Origin of the sequence: Hymenobacter antarcticus (assembly GCF_039539545.1) — a bacterium.
Taxonomy (GTDB): Bacteria; Bacteroidota; Bacteroidia; order Cytophagales; family Hymenobacteraceae; genus Hymenobacter; species Hymenobacter antarcticus.
In genome coordinates, this window is record NZ_BAABDI010000012.1 from 31,914 (window position 1) to 56,957 (window position 25,044).

At 60.4% G+C, this 25,044-nt stretch carries 25 protein-coding genes; 11 read left to right on the plus strand and 14 right to left on the minus strand.

The features are described from left to right. Nucleotides 1-31 precede the first annotated feature (31 nt). From ABD819_RS10225 to ABD819_RS10235, 3 genes are all read left to right on the plus strand, one after another. Nucleotides 32-877, plus strand: coding sequence for a hypothetical protein (locus ABD819_RS10225; RefSeq protein ID WP_345123797.1), 846 nt, complete (start codon nt 32-34; stop codon nt 875-877). A gap of 8 nt (nt 878-885) precedes the next feature. Continuing rightward, nucleotides 886-1,887, plus strand: coding sequence for a 23S rRNA (adenine(1618)-N(6))-methyltransferase RlmF (rlmF, locus tag ABD819_RS10230; RefSeq protein ID WP_345123799.1), 1,002 nt, complete (start codon nt 886-888; stop codon nt 1,885-1,887). Nucleotides 1,888-1,989: 102 nt separating this feature from the next. Further along, nucleotides 1,990-2,490 carry a cold-shock protein gene (locus ABD819_RS10235; RefSeq protein WP_345123801.1) on the plus strand — a complete coding sequence of 167 codons (501 nt, stop codon included), beginning with the start codon at nt 1,990-1,992 and terminating at the stop codon, nt 2,488-2,490. Nucleotides 2,491-2,752: 262 nt separating this feature from the next. On the opposite strand, the gene ABD819_RS10240 is transcribed toward ABD819_RS10235, so the two are convergent. The 3 genes from ABD819_RS10240 to ABD819_RS10250 form a co-directional block, all read right to left on the minus strand. Continuing rightward, nucleotides 2,753-3,016, minus strand: coding sequence for a hypothetical protein (locus tag ABD819_RS10240; protein ID WP_345123803.1), 264 nt, complete (start codon nt 3,014-3,016; stop codon nt 2,753-2,755). Nucleotides 3,017-3,073: 57 nt separating this feature from the next. Continuing rightward, complete coding sequence (locus ABD819_RS10245; RefSeq protein WP_345123805.1) at nt 3,074-3,379, minus strand: hypothetical protein; 306 nt, start codon at nt 3,377-3,379, stop codon at nt 3,074-3,076. Nucleotides 3,380-3,653: 274 nt separating this feature from the next. Then, nucleotides 3,654-4,043: a YdeI/OmpD-associated family protein gene (locus tag ABD819_RS10250; protein WP_345123807.1), complete on the minus strand. Its 390-nt coding sequence runs from the start codon at nt 4,041-4,043 to the stop codon at nt 3,654-3,656. A gap of 154 nt (nt 4,044-4,197) precedes the next feature. On the opposite strand from ABD819_RS10250, the gene ABD819_RS10255 reads away from it, so the two are divergent. Beyond that, nucleotides 4,198-4,719, plus strand: a complete 522-nt coding sequence (locus tag ABD819_RS10255; protein ID WP_345123809.1) for a nuclear transport factor 2 family protein — start codon at nt 4,198-4,200, stop codon at nt 4,717-4,719. Nucleotides 4,720-5,415: 696 nt separating this feature from the next. Continuing rightward, the gene (locus ABD819_RS10260; protein ID WP_345123811.1) at nt 5,416-6,255 is read left to right on the plus strand and encodes a bacteriorhodopsin; all 840 of its coding nucleotides are present in this window, start codon (nt 5,416-5,418) and stop codon (nt 6,253-6,255) included. 109 nt (nt 6,256-6,364) lie between these two features. Here the strand turns inward: ABD819_RS10260 and lpdA are convergent, their stop codons facing one another. Then, nucleotides 6,365-7,771 carry a dihydrolipoyl dehydrogenase gene (gene lpdA / locus ABD819_RS10265; RefSeq protein WP_345123813.1) on the minus strand — a complete coding sequence of 469 codons (1,407 nt, stop codon included), beginning with the start codon at nt 7,769-7,771 and terminating at the stop codon, nt 6,365-6,367. A gap of 137 nt (nt 7,772-7,908) precedes the next feature. Continuing rightward, nucleotides 7,909-9,573 carry a M1 family metallopeptidase gene (locus tag ABD819_RS10270; RefSeq protein ID WP_345123815.1) on the minus strand — a complete coding sequence of 555 codons (1,665 nt, stop codon included), beginning with the start codon at nt 9,571-9,573 and terminating at the stop codon, nt 7,909-7,911. A gap of 116 nt (nt 9,574-9,689) precedes the next feature. On the opposite strand from ABD819_RS10270, the gene ABD819_RS10275 reads away from it, so the two are divergent. After that, a complete protein-coding gene (locus ABD819_RS10275) occupies nt 9,690-10,661 on the plus strand; it encodes an EamA family transporter (RefSeq protein ID WP_345123820.1) in 972 nt (323 codons plus the stop codon). Between the two features lie 37 nt (nt 10,662-10,698). On the opposite strand, the gene ABD819_RS10280 is transcribed toward ABD819_RS10275, so the two are convergent. From ABD819_RS10280 to ABD819_RS10300, 5 genes are all read right to left on the minus strand, one after another. Next, nucleotides 10,699-11,226 carry a DUF4126 family protein gene (locus ABD819_RS10280; RefSeq protein ID WP_345123822.1) on the minus strand — a complete coding sequence of 176 codons (528 nt, stop codon included), beginning with the start codon at nt 11,224-11,226 and terminating at the stop codon, nt 10,699-10,701. Between the two features lie 114 nt (nt 11,227-11,340). Next, nucleotides 11,341-13,020, minus strand: coding sequence for a 2-oxoglutarate dehydrogenase complex dihydrolipoyllysine-residue succinyltransferase (odhB, locus tag ABD819_RS10285; protein ID WP_345123825.1), 1,680 nt, complete (start codon nt 13,018-13,020; stop codon nt 11,341-11,343). Between the two features lie 34 nt (nt 13,021-13,054). Next, nucleotides 13,055-13,456: a HEPN domain-containing protein gene (locus ABD819_RS10290; protein ID WP_345123828.1), complete on the minus strand. Its 402-nt coding sequence runs from the start codon at nt 13,454-13,456 to the stop codon at nt 13,055-13,057. Continuing rightward, entirely contained in the window at nt 13,443-13,769 is a 327-nt protein-coding gene (locus ABD819_RS10295) for a nucleotidyltransferase domain-containing protein (protein ID WP_345123830.1), read from the minus strand. The genes ABD819_RS10290 and ABD819_RS10295 overlap by 14 nt, the downstream gene beginning before the upstream one ends. A 67-nt stretch (nt 13,770-13,836) precedes the next feature. Further along, nucleotides 13,837-16,773: a 2-oxoglutarate dehydrogenase E1 component gene (locus ABD819_RS10300; protein WP_345123832.1), complete on the minus strand. Its 2,937-nt coding sequence runs from the start codon at nt 16,771-16,773 to the stop codon at nt 13,837-13,839. Between the two features lie 626 nt (nt 16,774-17,399). Here ABD819_RS10300 and ABD819_RS10305 point away from each other — a divergent pair. Next, complete coding sequence (locus tag ABD819_RS10305) at nt 17,400-17,753, plus strand: RlpA-like double-psi beta-barrel domain-containing protein (protein WP_345123834.1); 354 nt, start codon at nt 17,400-17,402, stop codon at nt 17,751-17,753. Nucleotides 17,754-17,838: 85 nt separating this feature from the next. Here ABD819_RS10305 and ABD819_RS10310 read toward each other — a convergent pair whose 3' ends face one another. The 4 genes from ABD819_RS10310 to ABD819_RS10325 all read right to left on the minus strand — a co-directional run bounded on the left by ABD819_RS10310 (nt 17,839) and on the right by ABD819_RS10325 (nt 20,874). Beyond that, nucleotides 17,839-19,026, minus strand: a complete 1,188-nt coding sequence (locus tag ABD819_RS10310) for an L-dopachrome tautomerase-related protein (RefSeq protein WP_345123836.1) — start codon at nt 19,024-19,026, stop codon at nt 17,839-17,841. 134 nt (nt 19,027-19,160) lie between these two features. Continuing rightward, nucleotides 19,161-19,844, minus strand: a complete 684-nt coding sequence (locus ABD819_RS10315; RefSeq protein WP_345123839.1) for an SHOCT domain-containing protein — start codon at nt 19,842-19,844, stop codon at nt 19,161-19,163. Between the two features lie 26 nt (nt 19,845-19,870). Beyond that, nucleotides 19,871-20,596 (minus strand): hypothetical protein, encoded by a 726-nt coding sequence (locus ABD819_RS10320; protein WP_345123841.1) that lies wholly within the window; start codon nt 20,594-20,596, stop codon nt 19,871-19,873. A 23-nt stretch (nt 20,597-20,619) separates the two neighbouring features. After that, nucleotides 20,620-20,874: a hypothetical protein gene (locus ABD819_RS10325; RefSeq protein ID WP_345123843.1), complete on the minus strand. Its 255-nt coding sequence runs from the start codon at nt 20,872-20,874 to the stop codon at nt 20,620-20,622. A 473-nt stretch (nt 20,875-21,347) separates the two neighbouring features. On the opposite strand from ABD819_RS10325, the gene ABD819_RS10330 reads away from it, so the two are divergent. From ABD819_RS10330 to ABD819_RS10345, 4 genes are all read left to right on the plus strand, one after another. Next, on the plus strand, nt 21,348-23,408 hold the full coding sequence (locus tag ABD819_RS10330; protein WP_345123845.1) for a S9 family peptidase: 2,061 nt from the start codon (nt 21,348-21,350) through the stop codon (nt 23,406-23,408). A gap of 78 nt (nt 23,409-23,486) precedes the next feature. Then, a complete protein-coding gene (locus ABD819_RS10335) occupies nt 23,487-23,729 on the plus strand; it encodes a DUF433 domain-containing protein (protein ID WP_345123847.1) in 243 nt (80 codons plus the stop codon). 15 nt (nt 23,730-23,744) lie between these two features. After that, the gene (locus tag ABD819_RS10340; RefSeq protein ID WP_345123992.1) at nt 23,745-24,080 is read left to right on the plus strand and encodes a DUF5615 family PIN-like protein; all 336 of its coding nucleotides are present in this window, start codon (nt 23,745-23,747) and stop codon (nt 24,078-24,080) included. Nucleotides 24,081-24,516: 436 nt separating this feature from the next. Continuing rightward, nucleotides 24,517-25,044, plus strand: a 528-nt coding sequence (locus ABD819_RS10345) for a PAS domain S-box protein (RefSeq protein WP_345123849.1), incomplete at its 3' end; no start/stop codon positions are given.

A 25,044-nucleotide genomic window follows, 5' to 3' on the forward strand; every position in this document is an offset into this window, starting at 1 on the left:
TATCGCCCCCTGGTTTGCCGTTAGCCCCCGAATGAATCACCTGCTCCTTGTCCTTTGCCTGTGGCTGCCCGGCGGCACCGGCGGCGCGGAAACGCCCGCCCCGCTGCCTCCACTCCGCATTGCCGAGCAGTTTGTGTCCCGCGAGGGCTGGCCGCCGCTAAAAAGCTACCTCTGCTGCGAAGCTGCCGGCCAGGCCAAAAACCAAACCCTTGGCCAGCAGATTCCGCCGCGCGTGGCCCGCACCTGCGAGCTGGTGCGCCAGGACTCGACCACGGCGGTGGTGGCCGTGGAGCTGCGCGACTCGGTGAGCCGGCGCGACTTCTACCTGCACTTCCGTCACGGGGAGGATGGCTGGAAGCTGGGCGCGATTCGCAACCTGGCCATGACGCACCTCGGCCCGCCCATGGTGGCGCTGCTGGCCGCCATGCCGCCGGCCGAAGTAGCCGCCTACGACGTCAAGCACCCCGACGCCGACCACGCCTTCACGCTCGGCAACCTGCGCCTGTGGACCAGCGCCGATGCCGACATCGCCGCCCACTTCCACCGGCATCAGGCCGAGTTTCAGAAAATGGTGCGACTGGTGCAAAAGGGCGGTTATTTCGATGCCGCCATTGCCCCGGGCGAAGCCACTGATGAGCAGGCCGTCAACGCCGACCCCGCCGTACACGCCCTGCTCCGCCGGCTCTACCTGGGCCGGGTCACGCGCCGCGCCACCAGCTGCGGCAGCTGCCTGGCCTTCGTTATCGGGGGCAAAACCGATAGCACGGTGGGCCTGCTCTACCAGCCCCAGCCCGCACAGCTGCCCGCCATGCACCCCGACGGCCTCATGGTGCTGCGGCCCCTGGGCGACGGCTGGTACCTTTACAAAACCGCATAAATACCCCAATGAAGCCCATTGCTACCCCCACCATCGCCGAAAAAGACCAGCTGCACCCGCGCAACCCGCACCGCGCGCCCTACGATTTCCCGCAGCTCAGCAAGGCCAGCCCGGAGCTCGCGGCCTTCGTACGGCCCAATCCGTACGGTGTCCTATCAATTGATTTCGCCAATCCGGCCGCGGTGAAAGCCCTGAACCGGGCGCTGCTGCGGCAGTTCTACGGTGTTCAGAATTGGGACATCCCCAAAGGCTACCTGTGCCCGCCAATTCCCGGCCGGGCCGACTACGTGCATTACCTGGCCGATTTGCTGGCCGAAAGCAACGGCGGCACCCTGCCGGCCGGCGAGGATATCCTGGTGCTCGACGTGGGCGTGGGGGCCAACTGCATCTACCCCATCATCGGCCGGCGCGAGTACGGCTGGCACTTCGTGGGCTCCGATGTGGACGGGGTGGCCGTGCGCGCCGCCCAGCAGATTGAGGCGGCCAACCCGAGCCTGGCCGGGGCCATTGAGTGCCGCTTGCAGCCCGCCCGCACCCGCATTTTCGACGGCCTTATTCAGACCGGCGAAGGGTTCGACCTCACCATGTGCAACCCACCGTTTCATGCCTCAGCGGCCGAGGCGGCGGCCGGCGCTAAGCGCAAAAGCACCGGTCTGGGCACCGGCCAGGGCACCGCGGGCCGTGGCCCGCGGCCAGTCCTGAATTTTGGTGGCCAGAACAACGAATTGTGGTGCGAAGGCGGTGAGGCGGCCTTCATTCGCCGCATGGTGCAGGAAAGCGGCCGACGGCCCGGCTCATGCTACTGGTTCACCACGCTGGTTTCGAAAAAAGACACCCTGCCCGGCGTGTACCGGGCCTTGAAAACGGCCGGTGCCACCGAGGTGCGAACCATCGACATGGCCCAGGGCCAGAAAAAAAGCCGGCTCGTAGCCTGGACTTTTCTCTCGCCCAGGCAGCAGGAAACGTGGCGGCGTACCCGCTGGAACACCGCCCCCGAAGCCGGACATTGATTGCCCTTCTTATATTGCGTATCTTCGTAACAATTCACTCCTCCGGTGGCTTATCTAGCCTGATTACGCCACACGGATACAATGATTTAGCAACACAGCACTATGGGTAGGTCTCAAGAGACATTTGGTAAGAAAGACAACGAGAAAAAGCGCGCTAAGAAGAAAACCGAAAAGGAAGAGCGCAAAGTTGAGCGCCAGGCAAACGCCAAGGCCGGCGCGCCGCTGGAAGAAATGTTCGCCTACGTGGACGAGAACGGCAACATCACCGCCACTCCCCCCGACCCCACCAAGAAGCGCATCATCAAGGACGAGGACATCCGCATCAGCATTGCCAAGCAGGAGGACCGGGAGCCCGAAGACACCTTGCGCACTGGCTCGGTGACGTTCTTCAACACGTCGAAAGGCTACGGCTTCATCCGTGATTCGCAGACGCAGGAAAGCATTTTCGTGCACGCCAACGGCTTGTCCGGGGCTACCATCGGCGAGAATGACAAGGTAACGTTTGAAGTAGAAATGGGCCCCAAAGGCCCCAACGCCGTGCGCGTGAAGCTGGCCAGCGCCACTCCGCCCCCCGCAGCCGCCGCTCCGGCTCCGGCCGAATAAGTTTCGACTTCCCACCCAACACCGCAAAAAGCGGCGGCCGCTCTCCGGAGCAGCCGCCGCTTTTTGCGTGGTAATGGTAATGCCGCTGGTGCCGCTGTAAGGACCCGTTGGCCGAATACCCCGAATTTTCAATTCGGCCCATGCGGCTTATTGGCACGACTAATCCTTACGGCGCTCACGGGCCGAATTGAAAATTCGGGGTACTCGTTCCGGCGGCCGAATTGAAAATTCGGGGTGCTCGGCCTTTTAGCGCCCATGTTTGCTAGGCGTTGCCGTCCATGGCGGCCAGGCTGGCTTCGGCCGCCGGGGCGTCGGCGGTAGTGGTGGCGTCATTCGGCGCTGGAATGTCGGCCCCATTCAGGCGCTTCGAGAGGTAGCCCAGGCCCAGGGCCACGAGGGCGGCACCGCCCACTACCTTCTGGGTGGTGCTGAGCTTGGACATGCGCAGCTTTTTGAGCGACTTGGCAGCCCCACTCAGGAGGGTATTTTTGCCTGCTTTATTCTTTTTGGCTTTGGTCTTTTTCATCTTGGCGAGGATTAGAGGGTTGACAATGCGTGGGGTGCGGGACCGGCGACATCAGCGTCAGGCTTTCGGGGATTTGCGGCGGGGGCGCGCTGCTACTGCTGAAGCGGCGCTGGCCTTGTCGGTATCGGAGGGCGGCGTAACGGCGGGGGCAGCAGCGGCGGGGGTCGCTTCAGAATCGAGGGTGGCGAGATAGGTCAGGCCCGCTGCGGCCAGGGCCAGCCCGCCCACCAGCTTTTGCCCGGTGCTGAGCCTGGAAATTTCGCGGGTCACCTTTCGAAATTTCTTCAACGAGGCGCGCGCGACATCCAGCAGGTCTTCCGTCACCTGTTCTTTCTTCGAGTTCTTCTTTTTGTCTTTGGCCATAAGAATCCGGGATAAAAACGGTTTTCAGCAGGAGCGGCAACGGGAAACCCATCGTTTTGAGAGAACTAACGCACTGCCTGCTATTGCTCGACCGGCGAATGACTGTATTCGCAAGCCGGGCCTCAAAAGTTGCCGTTTTATAGGGTAATCAGCGGCAGATGTACGCTGATTATCAGGAGCAAGACGCTGTTGGCGCAAGCGACGGGCCGGGGCACACACGCGACACCTGCGGAATGGCCTGGCTACTTGCGGCCTCGTGCCTGCTAATGAGGAGCTAACTCAGCAAGCGCTTACCCAAATCATTGAGCATGTACCTGGGCTGGCCGGTTGGCATGATTCCAATTGGCCGCTCCAGCCGCTCCTTGTTCACCTTGCTCCAGCCGCTTTTAAGCTGGCGGGCCATGAAAAGCAGCTGCGTCCGGTCGGCATCGAGCTTGCGGGGCAGCGAATCAATCCAGCCGAAGCACAAGGCCTCTTCCACGGCGTCGGCGTGGGTCACGCTGGGCTGGCCAATAGCCTTTTTGCAATACACCAGCCACAGGCCGGGGGCGCTGGCGTGGTGCTGCTCGGCCAGCCACTGCCGCCACCCGGCGCGGCTGGCGGGCTGGGTTTGGAGGTAGGTGTCGGGACGGGGCCTGGGTAGTATTTGGGCAGAAGTTGCCATTGAGAACAGGTGTTGCAAGATGCCAGTTTTCTACTTGCGGCAGGCTGGCGCGGCCGATGGAGTTTGCGGCCTCAGTTCTCCCGCGCAATGCAAGCGGGCTGCTTGGTGCTGCTCTTGACTGGCTATATTTAGCTTCGCAATCACCGTTCTTGTTATGCGTAGTACACTTGCAACCCTCTTATTACTTTCTGCCCTGTCGGGCACCACTGCCCGTGGCCAAAGCACGCCGCGCAAGGCTGCGCCAGCCAATTCGCCTCCGCCAGCGGCCGCCTCGGCCCCGAAACCAGCTACCAAAGACGAGCTACACCAACTGGTGGCCCGACTTGACGCGGAAATGTTTGCCGCCTTCAACGCCCATGACGTGAATAAGCTCATGGCCTACTTCGCCCCAAACGTGGAGTTTTACCACGACAAAGGCGGCCTGTCTAACTTCACCCAAACCAAGGAAGGCTTTGCCCGCCTGTTTGCCCAAAGCCCCGACATCACCCGCACGCTGGTGCCCGGCACCTTGGAAGTGTACCCCGTGAAAGAATACGGGGCCATGCACATTGCCACCCAGCGCTTCTGCCACGTCGAAAACGGCCGCGACGACTGCGGCAACTCCAAGTTCGTGATGGTGTGGCAGCAGCAGGCCGGCACCTGGAGAATCACGCGCGTCGTGAGCTACGACCATTGATTGGGGCAACCGTTACGGCCACTCGGCAGAGCATAAGGTCCGTGAATTAAGCGAAGGTTTGTGAATCAGCCGAAGGTTTGTAACACTGACCGAGGGTTTATGCCTATGAAGCTGTTGGCGGGTAATCTGGGGTAAGGTTGGCGGACGTCGCGAAGCGGTTGGCAGACATTCGGAAGCCTCTAGTGCGGTTTCTGAAACAGTGTACATGGCGCGGCCGCGTAAACCTCACCCCCGGCCCCTCTCCCAAGGAGAGGGGAGCCTGACAACCTGTACACTGACTCCGAAACCGCTCTAGTAGTGTTTCGGCAGTAGCTGGCGAGCCTTCCGAAGGGCGGGAATGTGCTTCGGAAGCCGCTCACTATCGCCTGCGCAATGGCTCCTATCAGGCCGACGGCCTGCTCGTCGGCAGCGGTTCGATTGAGGCCGCTCACCGCAGTATACTGCAAATGCGCATGAAACGCTCCGGCCAGCGCCAGGCCAACCACGGCCATAACCATCTACTGCTCCAGCGCGTAGCCTATGAGAGCAACAAGTTTGGCCTAGTCACCTAACTGCTAAAAAACAGCCGAGCAAAGGTTTGAATTGCACCCTAAGCGGGAGCCAATAGCCTTTAGCTAATGGCTGTCAGATTTCTTCTTGATAATCAAATCAATGTGGCTAAATTCATGTATAAATGGTTCAGGCCAAACAATCAAGATGAATAATTTAGGAAACGCGAATTTTGAAAACTACGTGGGCCTGCAACAGGGATTCAGCGAGATGGCCTACCAAATAGTGGCCCATGTGCTTAGCCTCGGTTATGCAGTAATGCTGGCCGCACTTTTTTATTTTATACTCACTACCAAGTCAGTAGCACCCAAATACCGGGTATCATCCGCACTTTCGGTGGTAGTAATGGTATCGGCCTTCCTATTGCTATATGCCCAGGCAAACAACTGGACGAGCAGCTTTGTGTTTGATTTAGAACGGGGTAGATACTACTTGAAAGATGGAGTCGACCTGTTTAACAACGGTTACCGCTACCTGAACTGGCTCATCGATGTACCCATGCTGCTTTTTCAGATTTTGTTTGTCGTTTCGCTAACCCGGTCCAGCTTCAGCAGCATCCGCAATCAGTTCTGGTTTTCAGGGGCCGGGATGATTATTACCGGATACATCGGCCAGTTTTATGAAGTTAGTAACCTGGTAGCGTTTGCCGCCTGGGGAGCCATCTCAACCGTGTTTTTTATCCACATTCTTTACCTGATGAGGAAGGTAATTAACGAAGGAAAAGAAGGTATTCCGATTGAAGCGCAGAAAGTCCTGAGTTCCATCTGGATTTTGTTTCTAATATCATGGATGCTATACCCCGGTGCCTACCTGATGCCGCACTTGCTGGGAATCGAAGGCGGACTTTTTAACGAAGCCGGGGTTGTTGGCCGCCAGATTACCTACACGGTAGCAGACATTGTTTCAAAAGTAATTTACGGAATCTTACTGGTAAACGTGGCCGTAATTCTAAGCAAACACGAAGGATATAAATCCGAAGTAGGATAAAATTTCAAGTATGTACTAATCAGCAAAATGAATGCAGTACTCAGTAGCCAAAAAGAGGCTGAAGCTCCCGTAGCTTCAGCCTCTTTCAGTTTCTGCCGCGAGGGCGGGATTACATATGAATGGCCCGGTTCTCCGTGGCGGCCAGACACGCTTCTTTCATGGCCTCGGCGTAGGTGGGGTGCGAGTGGCTCATGCGGGCCACGTCCTCGGCGGAGGCGCGGAACTCCATGGCGGTCACGGCTTCGGCAATGAGGTCGGCGATGCGCGGGCCAATCATGTGGACGCCCAGGATTTCGTCGGTGGTTTTGTCGGCCAGCACTTTTACGAAGCCGTCGGTGTCGCCGCTGGCACGGGCGCGGCCGCTGGCTTTGAAGGGGAAGGAGCCCACTTTGTAGGCCTTGCCCTGCTCCTTGAGCTGCTCTTCGGTGTAGCCCACGCCCGCCACCTCGGGCCAGGTGTACACCACGCCGGGGATGAGCAGGTAGTTGATGTGCGGCTTCTGGCCCACGATGGTTTCGGCCACGAACACGCCTTCTTCCTCGGCCTTGTGGGCCAGCATGGCGCCGCGCACCACGTCGCCGATGGCGTAGATGCCGGGCACGTTGGTTTGCAGGTGGGCATCGACCTTGATGCGGCCGCGCTCTTCCATTTCGATGCCGGCGGCTTCGAGGTTGAGGCCGGCGGTGTAGGGCGAGCGGCCCACGGCCACCAGGCAGTAGTCGCCCTCAAAAGTCACCTCCTCCCCTTTCGGGTTAAGGGCGGTGACGGTTACGGAATCACCCTCGCGGGTAGCCCCGGTCACTTTGTGGCTCATGAAAAACTCGATGCCGATTTTGCCCAGCACGCGCTTCAGCTCCTTGCCCAGGCCGCGGTCCATGGTCGGGATGAGCGAATCCATGAACTCCACCACCGATACTTTGGCCCCGAGGCGGGCGTAGATGGAGGCCATTTCGAGGCCAATCACGCCGCCGCCAATCACGACCATGTGCCGGGGCACTTCGCGGATGTTCAGGGCCTCGGTGCTGGTGATGATGCGCTCTTTGTCCTGGGCGATGAACGGCAGCACCGTAGGCTTGGAGCCGGTGGCGATGATGACGTTTTTGGTTTCAATCGTCTGGGCTTCGCCGCCCTCGGTGGGCGCGATGCTGATGTGCGTTTTATCAACGAACGAGCCGAGGCCTTGCAGCACGTCGATTTTGTTCTTCTTCATCAGGTAGCCGATGCCCTCCACGTTGGCCTTCACCACGCCGGCCTTGCGGTCAATCATGCGGTTCATGTCCACCGTCAGGTTGTCGAGGCCGATGCCGTGCTCGGCGAATACTGAATGGGCGTTGTGGTAGTGCTCGGACGAGTCGAGCAGGGCCTTGCTGGGGATGCAGCCCACGTTGAGGCAGGTGCCGCCCAGGGTGGGGTATTTCTCGATGAGGGCCGTTTTGAGGCCAAGCTGGGCACAGCGGATAGCCGCTACATAGCCGCCCGGGCCGGAGCCGATGACGGTGACGTCGTATTGATTCATGAGCAAAGGAATTCTATGATTTTACGCCCCGCAAAGGTACGGCACGACCGACGCGGGCAAGGCGGTTTTGGCGAGTGGGGCGAATAAAAGAACGTCATGCTGAGCGCAGCCGAAGCATGACGTTCTTTTGGCTGTTGCTAATCAACCAGCACGCCGATGTAGTAGTTGAACGTGTCCACTTCCAGGTTCTCCTTCGTCGCACCGGCCATTTCTTTGATGGGCGCAAACTTGGTTGTCAGAGTCACAAACTGATATTCGCCTCCTCTCAGCCTCATTCGGACAGGCATGTCGAACTTATCAATATTGGCCACCCAACGGGCCAGGGTTTTGCCATCTTCGAAGCGGATTTCGAGGATGGGCAGGCTGCGGTGGCGCAGGTACTGGTCGAATATTTTGGTGAAGTCCCGGCCGCTTTCACGGTTGAAGTAGTCGATGACCTGCTGGCCGGTCACGGTTTGGTGGTAGAAGGTGCCGGAGAGGCCGCGCAGCAGCTGCCGCCACTTCGCGTCGTCGTTGAGGATGGTGCGGAGCATATTCAGCAGGTTGCTGCCCTTGTCGTACATGTCGCCCGAGCCTTCCTTGTTCACGCCGTAGGGGCCGATTATCGGGCCGTCGTTTTGAATGTTGCGGCGCTGACCGTGCAGGTATTCCTGGCCGGCGGGCTTGCCGAACTGGTTTTCCACAAACAGGGCTTCGGAGTAGGTAGTGAAGGCCTCGTGCACCCACATATCAGCAATGTCCTTGCTCGTGATGCTGTTGCCGAACCACTCGTGGCCGCTTTCGTGGATGATGATAAAGTCCCATTTCAGGCCCCAGCCAGTGTTGCTGCGGTCTTTGCCGAGATAGCCGTTCTCGTACTTGTTGCCGTAGGCCACGGCGCTCTGGTGCTCCATGCCCAGGTGCGGGGCATCCACCAGCTTGTAGCCATCCTGGTAAAATGGGTAAGGGCCGAACCAGTGCTCCATGCTTTTGAGCATGGGCTTCACATTGGCGGCGAATTGAATTTTGGCTTTAATGAGATTTTCGGGCAGCACCCAGTAATCGAGCGTGAGTGGGCCTTTTTCACCGGCGTAGCTGTCCGAAAAATGCTGAAAATTGCCCACGTTCAGGGCCACGTCGTAGTTGTTGATGGGGTTCGTCACAGCCCAGTCGAAGCGGGTGTAGCCGCCTTTCAGCCTGGTGGTACGGCGCAGGCGGCCGTTGGAAATGTCCTTCAGGCCGGTGGGCACGCTCACGCTGATAAGCATACTGTCCACCTCATCGGCCTGCTGGTCTTTGGTGGGCCACCAGATGCTGGCCCCCGTGCCCTGGCAGGCCGTGGCCACCCAGGGCTTGCCGGCGGCATCCTGGGTGAAGACCATCCCGCCATCCCAGGGGGCTTTTTTGGCCACGATGGGGTTGCCGGAATAATACACCGTGAACTCATCGCGGCGGCCCTGGGCAATGGCCTTTGGGAAGGTAACGAACACGGCGTTGGCCTCGCGGACAAACGGCACATCCTTGCCTTTATACTGCACCTTATCGACTTGCAGGTTGGCGAAGAGGTCGAATTGCAGGCGGTTGAAATCCCGCGTGGCGGTGAAGCGGAAGATGTTCGAGCCGCTGATGAAGCGCTTGGCCGGGTCCAGCCGCACGTCGAGGTGATAGTAGTTGAGGTCGTAACAGGTGCGCAGCGGGGTCTGCCCGCCGCGCAACGAATCGGCGCGGGTGTACACCGCCGGTGGCGGCACGAGCAGCTGCGCGGCGGCCGGCCCCGACGGCCCCAATAGCAACAGCAGCGCAAGCAGAACGTGGTTTCTCATGGTGCAAAGCAACGAGCGGCGCGGCATCTACTCACGGCCGGGCCGGCAAATAAGACGCGAGCCCGACTGCCCAGGCCGCTGCCGGGCGTAATTTTGCTGTGTTTCTTATTGATTATATGTCTGATTCTGGTTCGGCCGCGCCTTCGCGGGCCGCGTTATTCACCGCTTTTGCGCTGGTTTATCTTATCTGGGGCTCCACCTACCTCGTCATGAAATTTGCCGTGGCGAGCATGCCGCCGCTGCTCATGGCCGGCACCCGCTACGCCCTGGCGGGCGCGCTGCTCTACGGGTTCATGCGCCTGCGCGGCGAGCCCCGGCCCACCCTCCGGGGCTGGGGCCACGCGGCCATTATCGGAGTGTGCCTGCTGGGGTTTGGCAACGGCGGCACCACGTTTGGGGTGCTGTACCTGCCCAGCGGAACCACGGCGCTGCTGGTGGCCACGGTGCCCATGTTTCTGGCGGTGCTGGGGTGGCTGAGCGGCATTTCGCCCCGGCCCACCAAGTGGGTGGCGCTGGGGCTGGGCGCGGGCATGGCGGGCATGTACCTGCTGGCCGCGCACCCTACGCCCACGCCGGTGAAGGAGCCCGGCCACGCCAGCCTGGGCATGGCCCTCGTGCTGATGGCCTCGCTGGTCTGGTCCATTGGCTCACTCTACGCCAAGAAGCACCAGCCGGCCCCGTCGCCTTTCATCTCGGGCGGTATGCAAATGCTGTGCGGCGGTCTGGCCATGCTCGTGCTGGGCCTGGGGCGCGGCGAAACCTCGGGGTTCGAGTTCGCGCAGGTCACCACCAAGTCCTGGATTGCTTACGTTTACCTGGTCTCGTTCGGCTCCATCGTGGCTTTCTCGGCCTACATCTGGCTGCTGCGCGCGGTAGAGCCGGCGCTGGCCGGCACGTATGCTTTCGTAAATCCGGTGGTGGCCGTGCTCCTCGGCTGGGCCTTCGCTGGCGAGAGCCTGAACCCCCAAATGCTGAGCGGCGCGGCCCTGATTGTGGTGGCCGTGGTGCTGGTGGTGCTGGGTGGGCGCACAAAGAAGCCGCTCGTTCCGGTAGAAGTAGCGAATACGCCAGCGCGGATTACCAGGTAGCTCACCAGTCGCCTTGCTTGCCCACGTCAGCCGGTTATTACAGCGGCCGCCACTCGCCGTGCGCCGGTTGCACCCCGCGCAGCAGGGCCGTTCCACCCGCTACTACCAGGGCATCCTCACCCACTCCTACCAGCGCAACCGGCGTATCGGTCTGCTTGCTGATGCCGGTGCGCAGGGCGTAGCTCACGAAGGTGGAAGCCACGGCGGCCAGCCCGCCCACTATTCCGCCGCTCAGGGCGCTGCCGTGGCGCGACTTATACCACGCCGCTCCCACCAGCGCGCCGGATAGCAGCCGCCCTAGCAGCGCGGGCGGGGCAATACGGTCAGGCGTAGTAGGCAATTTATCGGCCACCATCTCGCCGGCGGCTATTACTTTCAGCGCCGTGGCCGTGAGCGGCTTTTGCATAAACCGCAGCATCGACCCATCGAGGCCCGCGTGCGGCTGCCGCGACAGATAATGGCTCAGAAAAGCCGGGGCACTCATGCTGCGCATGCCGGCCAGGGTGGCAAAGCCCATCACGGGCCAGAACTTGGCGGGGCGGTTTTTCTTCTTCGAATTTTTCATGGCGCGTTGGAAAGGACTGTTCTTAAACGCCAGGCAAAACTTTTGGGCTGACACAACCACAAAAAAAGCGGCCGACAATAGTTGCCGGCCGCCTTCTCAACTATTCCACGGAGCTTATACGCCCAACAGCAAACGCGTGGGGTCTTCGAGCAATTCTTTCACGCGCACCAGGAACGAAACCGACTCGCGGCCGTCGATGATACGGTGGTCATAGCTCAAAGCCAGGTACATCATGGGGCGAATCACGACCTGGCCATTCTCGGCGATGGGCCGCTGAATGATGTTGTGCATGCCCAGAATGGCCGATTGCGGCGCGTTGATAATCGGGGTGCTGAGCATGGAGCCGAACACGCCGCCGTTGGTGATGGTGAACGTGCCGCCGGTCATCTGCTCGATGGTGAGCTTGTTGTCGCGGGCCAGCGTGGCCAGGCGCACCACTTCCTTCTCAATACCGTCGAACGACAGCTGCTCAGCGTTGCGAATCACGGGCACTACCAGGCCTTTCGGAGCCGATACGGCAATGCTGATATCGCAGAAGCTGTTGAACACGATGTCGGTGCCGTCAATCTGCGCGTTCACCGAAGGCCATTCCTGCAGGGCCACGCACACGGCCTTGGTGAAGAAGGACATGAAGCCCAGGTTCACGCCATTCTTCGCCTTGAACTGGTCCTTAAACTTGGTGCGCATGTCCATGATGGGCTGCATGTTCACCTCGTTGAAGGTGGTGAGCATCGCAGTCTCATTCTTCACCGACACCAGGCGGCGGGCCACCGTTTTGCGCAGGTTACTCATGCGCTCGCGGCGCACTTCGCGGCTGCCGGTTGGTGCCTGGTTACTGGTGCCTGGTGCCTGGGCTGCTACAGCTGGGGCAGGTGCAGGTGCGGCAGCGGCCGGAGCCGGCGCGGCGGGCTTGGCCTGCGCGTTCTGGGCGTCTTCTTTGGTGATGCGGCCGTCGCGGCCCGTACCGGCTACGTCGGTAGCGGCAATGCCTTTCTCGCCGAGAATCTTACCGGCGGCCGGCGAGGGCACGCCCGTGGCATAAGTGGCCGCGCCGCTGCCGGCCGGAGCCGTAGCCAATGCCGCAACCGGCGCAGCCGCCGGGGTCGCGGCGGCCGGAGCCGGAGCAGTTGCGGCAGCACCGCTGCCACCTTCAATGCGCGCAATCACCGCCCCGATGCCGATGGTTTCGCCTTCCTTCACGGCGTGGCGCAACGTGCCGGCCGCTTCGGCGGGTAGCTCAAACGTGGCTTTGTCCGATTCCAGCTCGGCAATCACCTCGTCGCGGCTCACTTGCGCGCCGTCCTCTTTCAGCCACTTGGCCACCGTCACTTCCGTGATGGATTCTCCCACGTTGGGGATTTTCATTTCGATGGAACCGCCACCAGCAGCCGGGGCCGCTGGGGCCGCAGCCGGAGCCGCGCCACCTGCGGGCGTACCGCCATAACCGGCCTGGTCGCTGGCCTGGGGGTTGTCCTCGCCTTTGGCAATGGGGTCGGCGGCCGGGGCACTGGCCGGGGCCGAAGCAGCAGGTGCAGCATCCGGCGCAGCGCTGCCGCTGGCAGCCCCATCCAACTCAGCAATCACGGTACCGATACCGATGGTTTCGCCCTCGGCCACGCGAATTTTCAGCACGCCGTCGGCTTCGGCGGGCAGCTCAAACGTGGCCTTATCCGACTCCAGCTCGGCGATTATTTCGTCGCGCTTCACGGCCTCGCCGTCCTGTTTGAGCCACTTGGCAATGGTGACTTCAGTGATGGATTCGCCAACGGCGGGAATTTTGATTTCCAGACCCATAAGTGGGGAGTTGAATAGTTTCGGTGAATAAGTGCTAGTTCAGAGCAGCCTCTACGACAGGCCGCAATTTGTCGCGAAAATGGCGCGCCGCAGCCAACAGTTCGAGAACGGGCGGCTCATCATTCTCGCCGGGATAACGAATAGCTACCCCGAAAGGCGTCAGCAAATCCGCCATGCTCGTTTCCGAGGCTGTAAAAAGCTCCACTGGATGCAACACGAGCAACAGACGGCGCAAATCATGTGTACGGGGCGGGTCCTCGCCTGTTATTGCCAGGCGCGCCTTCAAATATTTTTCGGCCGCCTGCTGGCAATGAAATGCCACAGCATCGTAATCCTCGGGAGCATCGGCAAGCCGCTCCGCAGCCCGGAGGTCTCCATCGGCTTTTCGAAGCCATTGCCGCAGCAAGTCCTTCTCCAGAGCGTTAAGCGGCTGCATACAGTTCGCGCCCGTCGCGCAACGCTTTGTGTTCAACAATAAACCGAATTTGCCGTGCCCGCTGCTCCTCCGCGGAGTTGAGCACCAGAATATCCATCGCAGGCGCGTCGGGAATACTATGGGCCAATTCGCTGATTTCCACAATGCGGTCAATTTTGCGTCGCTCATCATTACCCTTCACCACCAGCAAGTCCAAATCGGAATCCTCCGAAGGCGTGCCATAGGCGTACGAGCCGAACAGAATAATCCGGTCGGGCTGGTAGCCAGCTACGATGCGCTGCACGATGGCTTGAATCTGGGCTTCGGTTATCATTTATAGAACACGCTTTAGCTTGTTCGGCGGCTGGTGGGAAAAGCGCAAGCTAAAGCGTGCGCTACAATTAGTCCTGCTTCTTGGCCACTTCGACGGTGGCCTTGATGTTGTCATCGGCCACGGCTTCCCTGGGCTTATCGAAGGCGCGGGCCACCAGGTCCTTTTGCTCTTTGATGTGGATTTTGTTGTAGCCCGTGGCCGGCGAAGCCGAGGGCTTACGCGAAATCACGTCTTCCAGCTCGCGGCGCATGTAGCGGAGCATGAAGCTCCAACAGCCCATATTCTCGGGCTCTTCCTGCACCCAGTACACCTTGGCTTTGGGGTACCTGGCCAGCTCGGCATCGAGCTGCTTCTTGGGGAAGGGATGCAGCTGCTCCATGCGCACGATGGCCACGTCCTTGCGCTCGGAAGTGCGCTGCTCATCGAGCAGGTCGAAATACACTTTGCCCGAGCACAGCAGCACACGCTTCACCTTTTTGGCTTCGGCAAAGTCATCGCCAATCACCTCGCGGAAACGGCCGCTGGTGAAGTCCTCAATCGGCGACACGCACAGCGGGTGGCGCAGCATGCTCTTGGGCGACATCACCACCAGCGGCTTGCGGAAGCTCCACGTCAGCTGCCGGCGCAGGGCGTGGAAGAAGTTGGCCGGGGTAGTCAGGTTGGCCACCACGATGTTATTCTCGGCGGCGAGCTGCAGGAACCGCTCGGGGCGGGCGTTGGAGTGCTCGGGGCCCTGGCCTTCGTAGCCGTGGGGCAGCAGCATCACGAGGCCGTTCATGCGCTGCCACTTGCTCTCAGAGCTCACCACAAACTGGTCAATCATGGTCTGGGCCCCGTTGGCGAAGTCGCCAAACTGCGCCTCCCACACCACCAGGGCCGTGGGATTGGCCATGCCGTAGCCGAATTCAAAGCCCAGCACCGCGTACTCACTCAGCAGCGAGTTGAAAATGCTCAGCTTCTCGTTTTCGCCTTCGATGTTGTTCAGCGAATTATAAGGAGCCGAGGTTTCGGCATCGTGCAGCACCGCATGGCGGTGCGAAAAGGTGCCGCGCTGCACGTCCTGACCGCTCACGCGCACAATGTGGTTTTCGGTCAGCAGCGAGCCGTAGGCCAGCAGCTCACCCGCCGCCCAGTTCAGGGTGCGGGTTTCGAAGAACATCTTGCGGCGCTCCTTCAGCAGGTTATCAATCTGCTTGATGGGCTTAAAGCCGTCGGGAATCGTGGTCAGCGCCTTGGCCACTTTCTCCACGATTTCGGCCGAAATGCCGGTCTCGGGCGACTGCTCAAAGTCCTCCGGCGTGCTGCGGCGCAGGCTGCGCCACTCGTTTTCCAAGGCCTGATACTTATAAGGAAGCGGCTTCTGCTTCACCAAATCGAGGCGGGCCTGCAGGGTGTCGCGGAAGTCCTTGTCCATCTGGGCGGCCAGCTCGGCGTCCACGTCGCCGCGGGCTACCAGCATGGCGTTGTACACCTCGCGCGGGTTCTGGTGCTTCGAGATGAGGTTGTAGAGGGTGGGCTGGGTGAATTTGGGCTCGTCCGACTCGTTGTGGCCGTGGCGGCGGTAGCACACCATGTCAATGAAGATATCGGCGTGGAACTGCTGGCGGTACTCGGTGGCCAGCTGCACGGCAAACACCACGGCTTCGGGGTCGTCACCGTTGACGTGGACCACCGGCGCATCGATAATTTTGGCGAGGTCGGTCGAGTAAATCGACGAGCGGGCATCCTCAAAATCGGTCGTAAAGCCAACCTGGTTGTTAATCACAAAGTGCACCGTGCCGCCCGTCTTGTAGCCTTCCAGCAACGACATCTGGGTCAGCTCGTAGCCGATGCCCTGGCCGGCCAAAGCGGCATCACCATGAATGAGGATGGGCAGAATCTGGTGGTAGTCGTTGCCGTACTGGTGCTCGATTTTGGCCCGCACAAAGCCCTGCACCACGGGGTTCACCGCCTCCAGGTGCGAGGGGTTGGGGGCCAGTTTCAGGTTGACTTTCAGGCCGGTGCTGGTTTCCACTTCCGAGCTGTAGCCCATGTGGTACTTCACGTCGCCGTCGCCCATGGTGAGGTCGGGCACGGCGGTGCCTTCAAACTCCGAGAAAATCTGCTCGTAGGTTTTGCCCATGACGTTGGCCAGCACGTTGAGACGGCCGCGGTGGGCCATGCCAATCACCACTTCTTTTACACCCAGCTCCGCCCCCTTGCCGATGATGGCATCGAGTGCCGGAATGGTGGTTTCGCCGCCTTCCAGCGAAAACCGTTTCTGCCCCAAAAATTTGGTATGCAGGAAGTTCTCGAATACGACGGCCTCGTTCAGCTTCTTCAGAATGCGCTTTTTGTACTCCACGCCGGGGTTGAAGGCCAGCGAGTCGCGCTCCACTTTCTCGCGGAACCAGTCCAGCACCTGCGGGTCGCGGATATACATATACTCGAAGCCGATGGGCCCGGTGTAGATTTTCTCCAGCGCCGCCACGATGTCGCGTAGCTTGGCCTGGGTGCCCAGACCCAGCACCTCACCGTTGCGGAACGGGGTGTCGAGGTCGGCTTCGCTCAGGCCGAAATCAGTCAGGTCGAGGCGGGGCTTGCGGTCTTTGCGCTCGCGTACCGGGTTGGTTTTGGCGCGCAGGTGGCCGCGGCTGCGGTAGGCGTGGATAAGGTTGCGTACGGCCGTTTCCTTATCGGCGGCCACTTCGCCGCTGGCCAGGCCCGGGGCGTTGTTGGTCGAGGCCGGGGTATTGAGTACACCGTAGGTATCGGGCTGGGGCACGGGGCCGGGGGCCGGTTCCGCTTTGGTGGCCCCGGCGGCGCTGCCGTTGGCAGCGGGCGCGCCATTGGCGGCCGCACCGGGCACTACGGGCGCACCTTCCGGAAACTGCTGGGAGAAGTCGAATCCTTCAAAAAACTTACGCCAGCCAAAATCAACTGACTCCGGGTTTTGCTGATAAGCCTGGTACAGGGTTTCGATGGCCGCCGCTTCGGCGTTGGCGATATAGGAGTAAGAATCCATTGGGAATGCAGCTTAGGTAAGGCCGCGTAAAAGTAAGATGCTTAAAACACAGGCAAAAACCTACATTCGGGTACGCAAATCTGTTTGGTTGTCAGTTAAATGAGGCAATAAACCTAATCCGCAGTAATCACTTGGATGGTCAATTTATCAAAAATCGAAAGGACACCCTGCTTTTCTCCTACGCAAGTTCAGCAATCACGGCCCGCTCATTAAGGAAAGGTTGCCAGTTCAAGTTGAGTGTTACTGTCTAATGCGGCAGATAGTATTGATATAACATTTTTTCTATATCATGGCCTGAAAGGCTGTAAGGATGTATCCGAATTGGATATTTACTTTTCAGCAAACTTATCTATGAATCAAATCGTTAATACTTTTCTGCCCGTTTTACAAGCTCGGGCAGGGCCTATACCGCCGGGCAAATTGGCGGGCGTACGAATGCCATTTTGATGAATAATGCAAACTTATTAGCCGACCTATTATTAGCTGCTGCGGCCCTGACTACGCCGCTTTTTTATAGCACGCCTGCCACTGAAGCCCGAGGCCTGACAAAGTTCTTAGCTCCTAACCGAGAGGTACTACGGCACACCACCGCAACATCACGGCACACCACCACAGCCCGGAAAACGGTGGCGCATGCCCTTACCTACACCGTGACGGCCACCGCTTACCAAGCCGTGCCGGGCCAAACGGACGATGAGCCGTTTATCACGGCTGACAATTCTAAAATCAAGCCGCACTACGGGAGCAAGAAGCGCTGGATGGCCCTGTCGCGCGACCTGCTGAAGCCCTGGGGCGGCCCCTTCAAATTCGGTGATAAGGTGCGCGTACGCGGCCTTTCATCCAAACTCGACGGCGTGTACACCATCCACGATACCATGAACCGTCGCCATCGCCACTGCATGGACATTCTGACCCACCCCACCGAGAAATACGATATTTTCCAGAAGGGCGTGAAGATTCAGTCCCTGACCGTGCTGTAGAAACAACTTATGCTATGCTATCAGGCAAAGAAGCCGCGCCCTTGTCAGGCGCGGCTTCTTTGTGTTTGGGCCGGTACGGGAAGGACTATTTGGGTAGCGTAATTTTGAAAATGCGGAACGGCTGGCGCGGCTGGCCTACGCCCTTGTTCCAGCTAGCCGTTTTGTGAATGGCGGAGTTGGCCACGTACAAGTTGCCATCGGCCGCGAAGCTGTAGGTGTCGGGCCACTGCAGGCGCGCATCCCTGGCCACGGTTTCGATTTTGCCGGCGGGGGTGCGGCGCAGCAGGGCGCTTTGCTCGAAGGAGGTGATGTAAACGTTGTTGTTGGCGTCGATTTCCAGGCCGTCGGAGGCGGGTATTTTACCCACGGTTTCGACCTGCTGGCCCAGCTGCGCCTCGGTGAGGGCGGCATCGCGCAGGGCGGCGGTTTTGATGCGGTAGAGCGTGTGCCCGGTGAGCGGGCAGTAGTAGAGGTAGGTGTTGTCAGTGCTCAGGGCAATACCGTCGGCATTGAATTGCGCGGGCTGGCCTTTGGGGTCAAGCATGGGGTGGCCTTCCGCTTTTATCACCAGTCCTTTCTCGGCTTTGGTGGATGCGTGGCTGGCGAGCAGGCGGCGCGACTTGAGGGTTTTCAAATCGACCACGACCAAGGCCCCCATGCCCGATTCGGTGAGGTAGGCGTAGTTGTGCTGTAAGTCAATCCGCACGTCGTTGAGGTAAGATTTGCGCGGGGCCACGCTTTCCGGAAACGGAATGGTGAGCAGCACCTGACCCGTCTTGGGGTCGGTTTTGACGAGCTTGGGGCCGCCGGGCACGATGGATTTTAGGCCGGGCGAAGCGGGGTCGAGCACCCACAGCATCCCCGCTTTATCGGCAAACACGGCCTGGGGGCAAATCCAGTGCTTGAGGGGCTCGTTTTTCACAGAGTCGTTCCACAGGCACCAGCTGGCGTTGGGGTAGGGCGTGAGGGTGCTTTTGGGGCCCACTTTAGCAATGGGAAACACCGGATTGTAGTCCCAGCGCGGGAAGCAGGCGAACATCTCGCCGCCGGGAGCCACGGCCACGGCCACCAGCTGGGGGTCGGTGAATTCGGCTACCACTTGCAGCGGGGAGTTGCCTGCGGCCGCAGCGGTTGCGGTAGCCGTGGAGTCGGCTGGGGCAGCAGCCATCGGATTATCAGTTTTGGCAGTTGGCCCCGAGCAGCTGCCCAGCACCAGACCTGTAGCCACCAGCGCAAGCGGCCAGCGGAACGAAAAAAGGTGTGAAAACGACATCGTGAAAGAAAGTGAAAGGTGGAGTAGCTGGAAAAAAGAAACCCCAGCCGCAGTGGCTGGGGTTTTGCATACGGCGGCGGCCGGGGCATGTTGGGCCCTAAAAGCGTAAGCTCGACGCTGGCAAACGGGCTCGGCTACTGCCCGGCGGCGGAATCCTGAACGGCAGCGGGCGCGGGTGTTGCAATCGAGTCGGACACGGCCCGCGCGGGCCGGGGCTGCGTGGGCGGGGCCGGGTTGGTGGGCGCCACGCGCACGGTTTCGGGCACGGCGGCACTTTGGGGCAGCGGCTCAGCCTGCGGGCCGGTTTCAATAACCGTAGCCGCCGAGTCGGCGGCCGTCATGCTCGTGCTGGACACCCGCTCCGAAGGCGGCTGGTTGAACGAGAGGTACGCCACCACAGCCAGAAAAACCAGCACCCCGCCAATGGACAATATGAGTGCCAGCGGATTGCGGGCCGGCGCCTCCACCATATCAGCCGGAAACTCGTCGCTGGTCTGCCAGGCGGGCGCGGGCACCGGTTCGGTGGGCAGCGGCTCGGCACTGTAAGCAGGTGCGACCGTTTCGTAGGGCACGGCCGACGCGGGCAGCTCCTCCAGCGTTACCGGTATTGGCTCCGAGTAAGCCGGAGCGACGAAAGAAGCCTGGGGCGCTACCGGCACCTCGGGGGCTGCTGGTGCCGGGGTAGCGGGGGTGTTGGCGGGCGCTTCAAACACCAGCCGCTGCTTCAGGGCCTCGAACTCGGCGGGCGTGAGGGCCCCGGCGTCCAGCATTTCCTTCAGCTGGCGCAGCGTATCAAGAGGAGAAGGAGGGTTTTGCATGAGGCAGCATACGGCCCGGGGCGGGGCTAGTTTTTGCGGTCGAGGGCGGAGAGCCGGTCGCGGCGGCGCTGCAGGCGCAGGCGGCTTTCGTCGAGCACCCTGGTGTTCTTGATTTGGGCGGCCGAATCGGTGCGCGACTGCATCCGGTTTTCGGCGTTCTTCTTCTTCAGCTCTTCGATGCGGGCCAGGTTGGCTTCGGTGTTGGTGCGCAGGCTGGCCTGCTCCTTTTCGAGCCGGTCCTTTTCCTTTTCGGTGGCTTTGAGCTTCTTCTCGGCTTCGGCAATCATGTCGCGGTAGGCCTTGAGGCGGGAGGCCCCGGCGAAGTTCTGGGCCATGGCGCGCAGGGCGTCGTACTCGGTTTTGGTGCTGCTGGGGTCGAAGAACGTGTTGTCGTCGAACCCACCAAAAAAGGATACTTCCGCGGTTGAGTCCGTGGGGGCGATGACGGTGGAGTAGAGGTCTACGAGCTTGCCGGAAATGGTGCTGGCGGGCGTTTGGCGAGCCACCAGCACGTCGCTTTTGCCAAAGCCCAGCACGCCGCCGGTCTTGAACTTGACGTTGTAGCTGCTCTTCATCCAGTCCTGGAAGTACTCGCGCACGTCGGTGGCCTTGCCGTCGACCTGCACCTTGAGGGCGGCGCGGGGCTTCTTATTGTAGTTCACCTCGCCGGGGCGCACGTCGTAGAGCTGGGCGGCGGCCGGGGCGGCCGTAACTAGGCTGGCAAGTAGTAGCAGGAAGTAGATTCTAATCATTGGATAAGACGGAACAACAGTTTTTACCGCAGCTCATGGCGGTCGAAGGCAGCCTGCAAATCGGCGCGCATGGCCTGGAAGCGGGCAATGGCGGCGGCCAGGAATTCCTCGTCCAGCAGCTCGCGCACTTCGGCATCGGTGCCGGTGAGCAGGTCCAGCTCGGCCACTTTGTAGGTCTGCTCCAGGTTGCCCTGCTCCAGTTTCAGCAGAAACTTGCCGTTCCAGGCCAGGAGCGTGATTTTAACGGCGGGATGGGGAATGTCGGCGACGTGGCGCATAACGAAGTTTTGAGTAGCCAGAACCGCCACGAAGATAGGTAGCCCCGCCTGACTCCTCCCCTGCCACGGCCGTAAAAATACGGTGGCCCGGCGCTACGGGCCGTTTTTGTTCCGATTTTTTTATCCTCACGTACTGCCATGCCTTAGAGAAATAAATCGAGGTACCCCGACAAGCAAAAGCGCCCGGCCAAGCACATCGAAAAAGGCGATGAGAAAAGCGGCGTTTCGAAGGAAGAAGCCGAGGCCCGCGCCTGGGCCACGGTGAATAAAAATGACGGCGGCGGGAAACTCCCCGGCGGCTCCGGCCGTAAAAAGCCGGGTAAGTAACTTTCCTAATTCTTGCGGCGCTTCGGGGTCGCAAGTGGCTGTCACCCACAAACAAGACGCCTTCCCAATACTATTGGGGAGGCGTCTTGTTTGTGGGTGCTTTTCGTGGAAGACGGGACTGCGGGATTGAGCCGTAATTTTCGGCCATGAACAAGCTCCTATCCGCGGCGCTGGCGCTATTGCCGCTGGCGGCCGCCGCCCAAACTCCCACCCAAGTTCTCACCCCCGAAAAGCTCTGGCAGCTGGGCCGGCTGGGCGAAATGCAGGTTTCGCCCGACGCCAAAACGGTGGCCTACACCGTAACCAAGTACAACCTGGCCGAAAACAAGGGCAACGCCGACATCTACACCGTGCCCGTGGCCGGCGGGGCCCCCAAGCGTCTCACCGACACGCCCGGCTCGGAAAACACCCTGAACTGGCGGCCCGATGGCAAGCTGACCTTCATTTCGGGCGAAAGCGGCACCGACCAACTCTACGTGATGAATGCCGATGGCTCGGGCAAAGCCAAGCTCAGCGACTTTCCCGACCAAGGCCTGAGTAATCTGAAATATGCCCCGAAGGCCAATTTCATCCTCTATACACAGGATGTGAAATCGAGCCCGACCACGCTGGACCTGTTCCCGGACCTGCCCAAGGCCGATGCCAAAATCATCGACGACCTGAACTACCGCCACTGGAACGTGTGGGACGACCACCTCGCCAGCCACGTTTTCTTCCAGCCCATCGGCAGCGATGGCAAGCCCGAAGGCTCCGGCAAGGACGTGATGACCGGTGAGAAATTCGACTCGCCCCTGCTGCCCGACGGCGGCTCCGAGCAGCTGGCTTTCTCGCCCGATGGCTATAAAATTGCCTACACCAGCCGCAAGCTCACGGGCAAGGCCGAGGCCGAAAGCACCAACTCAGACATTTACCTCTTCGACATTCGCGACCAGAAAACCGTGAACCTGAGCGAAGGCCTGGGCGGCTACGACACCGAGCCCGCCTTCTCACCCGACGGCCGCCAGGTGGCCTGGCTGAGCATGGCCACGCCCGGCTTCGAATCGGACCGCAACGGCATCGTGGTGTATGATTTTGCCAGCAAAAAGCGCGTCGACATCACCAAAGGCTCGGAGCTGAGCGCGGCCAACGTGCGCTGGAGCGCCGATGGCAAAATCCTCTACTTCGTGGCCGTGGTGACGGGCACTGAGCAGCTGTATTCGGTGCCTAGCAAGGGCGGCAAAATCCGCCAGATTACCACCGGCGTGCAGAATTATAATGCCTTTGAGTTAGTCGGAAAAGACCAGGCCGTGGCCAACCGCACCACCCTTTCGGCTTTTGCCGATATCGTGCGGCTCGACCTGAAAACCGGCCGCGAAACCCCACTCACCACCATCAACAAAGAAGAGCTGGCCGGCATCAAGCTGGGCCGCGTGGAGGACCGCCGCGTGACCACCACCGACAACAAGCAGATGCAGGTGTATGTCATTTACCCACCCGATTTCGACCCCGCCAAGAAGTACCCCACCCTGCTCTACTGCCAGGGCGGCCCGCAGTCGCCCATAACCCAGAGCCAGAGCTACCGCTGGAATTTCCAGCTGATGGCGGCCAACGGCTACATCGTGGTGGCCCCCAACCGGCGCGGCCTGCCCGGCTTCGGCCGCGAGTGGAACGACGCTATTTCGGGCGACTGGGGCGGCCAGCCGATTCGGGACTACTTCTCGGCGATTGATGCCCTGAGTAAGGAGCCGTTTGTGGACAAGGACCGGCGCGGCTGCGTGGGGGCCAGCTACGGCGGCTTCGCGGTGTACTACATGGCCGGCCACCACGAGGGCCGCTTCAAAACCTTCATCGCCCACGACGGCCTCTACAACCTCACCAGCTGGTACCCCAGCACCGAGGAAATGTTCTTCGCCAAACACGACATGGGCGGCACGCCCTGGGACGCCACGCCCACGAAATCCTATCAGGAATTCAACCCCCAGCTGTTCGCCAAGAACTGGGATACGCCCATTCTGGTCATTCAGGGCGGCAAGGATTTCCGCGTGCCCGAGGGGCAGGCTATTGAAGCCTTCGGCACGGCGCAGCTGCGGGGCATTCCAAGTCGCTTTTTGTACCTGCCCAATGAGGGCCATTGGGTGCTGAAGCCCCAGAACGCGGTGCTCTGGCAGCGCGTATTTTTCGACTGGCTGGGCCGCACGCTCAAGCCCGACGGTGGAGCGGCGAAGTAAGTCGTAATCCTCGCAACTATTCTCCTCAGAAAGCGCCCGTTTGACGCATCAAACGGGCGCTTTGCGTATCTTTCCACCATGCAAGCTACTGATGCTCTTCTCGCCCGCATTACCGTTGACCCAGGTGTTTTAGCCGGCAAACCCACCATCCGGGGCTTGCGGATTTCGGTTCAGCAGGTGCTGAAAGCCCTGGCCGCCGGCCAAACGCCAACGGAGCTGATGCAGGAATATCCGGAACTGGAACCCGAAGATTTTCAGAGCGTCCTGCTCTACGCCGCCGATGTAGTGGGCGAGCAGCGCGTGTATCGCCTCACCGCCTAAGCCAAGCGGTTTGTGGTGGATGCCGGAGTGGGTACGAGCGTGGAAAGGCTCTTGCAAGAGCTGGGGCACGATATGGTGGCGGTTCGGGACCTTAATCCCCACATGCCCGATGTGGAGGTTTTGGCCTTGGCCAGCCGGCATGCGGCCATCGTCATCACCATGGACAAAGATTTTGGTGACTTGATTTTCAAAGAAATGCACCCGCATCATGGGGTGCTCCTGCTCCGACTAGAAGAAGCTACCGGGCCCGAGCGCGCCACCGTTGTACGCTTGATTCTCGACAGCCATGCCGCTGAATTACCTGGCTGTTTTGCCGTATTTCAGAACGAACGGTTGCGCGTCAGCGGCTAGCCCACTCCACGCGGGCCACCGGGTGCTGAAGCCACCAAACGCGGTGCGCTGGCAGCGCGTGCTTTTCGACTGGCTGGGCCGCACGCGCAAGCCTTTCAGGAAAGCCCATTTGGTAGCCCGAATGAGCTTTCTGGCTTTGGGTGATTCCGACGGAACCTGCTTTTAGCTCAGGCACGCATTTTGTATGGTTGCTCAAACCAGATAACAATCAAGGCGATGGCAGGGGCACTGCCGCTGAAGAGGGAGTTGCCAGCCGTTGCCGGGCGAAAAAGCGGTACCTTACAGGCAAGTTATTTTTCTGAAAAACAATTATTTACAGCCCAGTCCGTATACGGCCTGTATTTTGTAACGGTAACGGTTTACCGTGGCTTTTAGCCCCGCCCGCATCCGTATAAATCAGCCAAAACTCGCCTTCCGGGCCAGTTCAACCACTCCCATGAAGGAAAGCGAAAAGCGTTACCGCCGGCTGATTGAAGCCAGCCAGGATTTACTGGTCACCGTAGACCTGGAGGGCAATATTATTGATACCAACGAAGCCGCGGTCAAGCTTACGGGCGTGGACCGCGACACGCTAATCGGCTCGGATTTCTTCACCTATTTCACCGAGCCGGCCGTGCTTCGCGACGTGTACCGGCAAGTAATGACCACCGGGGCCATCGCCAACGTGCCCTGCGTGCTGCGGCACACCGCTGGCACGCTGACCGAAGTGCTGTTTGACGGCACGGTGAACAAGGACGACCACGGCCACGCGCTGGGCGCGGTGCTGGTGGCCCGCGAAGCGACCGGGAAAAACTGGGCCACGGAGCTGGGCATCGCCAATAAAGAGCTCGCCTTCCAGCACAACGAGAAGGAAAAACGGGCCGACGAGCTGAGCATTGCCAACGAAGAACTGGCGTTCCAGAACGACGAGAAAGAGAAGCGCGCCGCCGAGCTCAGCATTGCCAACGAGGAGCTGGCGTTCCAG

Bases quoted from the DNA above. Each gene is read 5' to 3' on its own strand.
- ABD819_RS10225 (WP_345123797.1), top strand. From the start codon at position 32: ATGAATCACCTGCTCCTTGTCCTTTGCCTGTGGCTGCCCGGCGGCACC.
- rlmF (WP_345123799.1), top strand. From the start codon at position 886: ATGAAGCCCATTGCTACCCCCACCATCGCCGAAAAAGACCAGCTGCAC.
- ABD819_RS10235 (WP_345123801.1), top strand. From the start codon at position 1,990: ATGGGTAGGTCTCAAGAGACATTTGGTAAGAAAGACAACGAGAAAAAG.
- ABD819_RS10240 (WP_345123803.1), bottom strand. From the start codon at position 3,016: ATGAAAAAGACCAAAGCCAAAAAGAATAAAGCAGGCAAAAATACCCTC.
- ABD819_RS10245 (WP_345123805.1), bottom strand. From the start codon at position 3,379: ATGGCCAAAGACAAAAAGAAGAACTCGAAGAAAGAACAGGTGACGGAA.
- ABD819_RS10250 (WP_345123807.1), bottom strand. From the start codon at position 4,043: ATGGCAACTTCTGCCCAAATACTACCCAGGCCCCGTCCCGACACCTAC.
- ABD819_RS10255 (WP_345123809.1), top strand. From the start codon at position 4,198: ATGCGTAGTACACTTGCAACCCTCTTATTACTTTCTGCCCTGTCGGGC.
- ABD819_RS10260 (WP_345123811.1), top strand. From the start codon at position 5,416: ATGAATAATTTAGGAAACGCGAATTTTGAAAACTACGTGGGCCTGCAA.
- lpdA (WP_345123813.1), bottom strand. From the start codon at position 7,771: ATGAATCAATACGACGTCACCGTCATCGGCTCCGGCCCGGGCGGCTAT.
- ABD819_RS10270 (WP_345123815.1), bottom strand. From the start codon at position 9,573: ATGAGAAACCACGTTCTGCTTGCGCTGCTGTTGCTATTGGGGCCGTCG.
- ABD819_RS10275 (WP_345123820.1), top strand. From the start codon at position 9,690: ATGTCTGATTCTGGTTCGGCCGCGCCTTCGCGGGCCGCGTTATTCACC.
- ABD819_RS10280 (WP_345123822.1), bottom strand. From the start codon at position 11,226: ATGAAAAATTCGAAGAAGAAAAACCGCCCCGCCAAGTTCTGGCCCGTG.
- odhB (WP_345123825.1), bottom strand. From the start codon at position 13,020: ATGGGTCTGGAAATCAAAATTCCCGCCGTTGGCGAATCCATCACTGAA.
- ABD819_RS10290 (WP_345123828.1), bottom strand. From the start codon at position 13,456: ATGCAGCCGCTTAACGCTCTGGAGAAGGACTTGCTGCGGCAATGGCTT.
- ABD819_RS10295 (WP_345123830.1), bottom strand. From the start codon at position 13,769: ATGATAACCGAAGCCCAGATTCAAGCCATCGTGCAGCGCATCGTAGCT.
- ABD819_RS10300 (WP_345123832.1), bottom strand. From the start codon at position 16,773: ATGGATTCTTACTCCTATATCGCCAACGCCGAAGCGGCGGCCATCGAA.
- ABD819_RS10310 (WP_345123836.1), bottom strand. From the start codon at position 19,026: ATGTCGTTTTCACACCTTTTTTCGTTCCGCTGGCCGCTTGCGCTGGTG.
- ABD819_RS10315 (WP_345123839.1), bottom strand. From the start codon at position 19,844: ATGCAAAACCCTCCTTCTCCTCTTGATACGCTGCGCCAGCTGAAGGAA.
- ABD819_RS10320 (WP_345123841.1), bottom strand. From the start codon at position 20,596: ATGATTAGAATCTACTTCCTGCTACTACTTGCCAGCCTAGTTACGGCC.
- ABD819_RS10325 (WP_345123843.1), bottom strand. From the start codon at position 20,874: ATGCGCCACGTCGCCGACATTCCCCATCCCGCCGTTAAAATCACGCTC.
- ABD819_RS10330 (WP_345123845.1), top strand. From the start codon at position 21,348: ATGAACAAGCTCCTATCCGCGGCGCTGGCGCTATTGCCGCTGGCGGCC.
- ABD819_RS10335 (WP_345123847.1), top strand. From the start codon at position 23,487: ATGCAAGCTACTGATGCTCTTCTCGCCCGCATTACCGTTGACCCAGGT.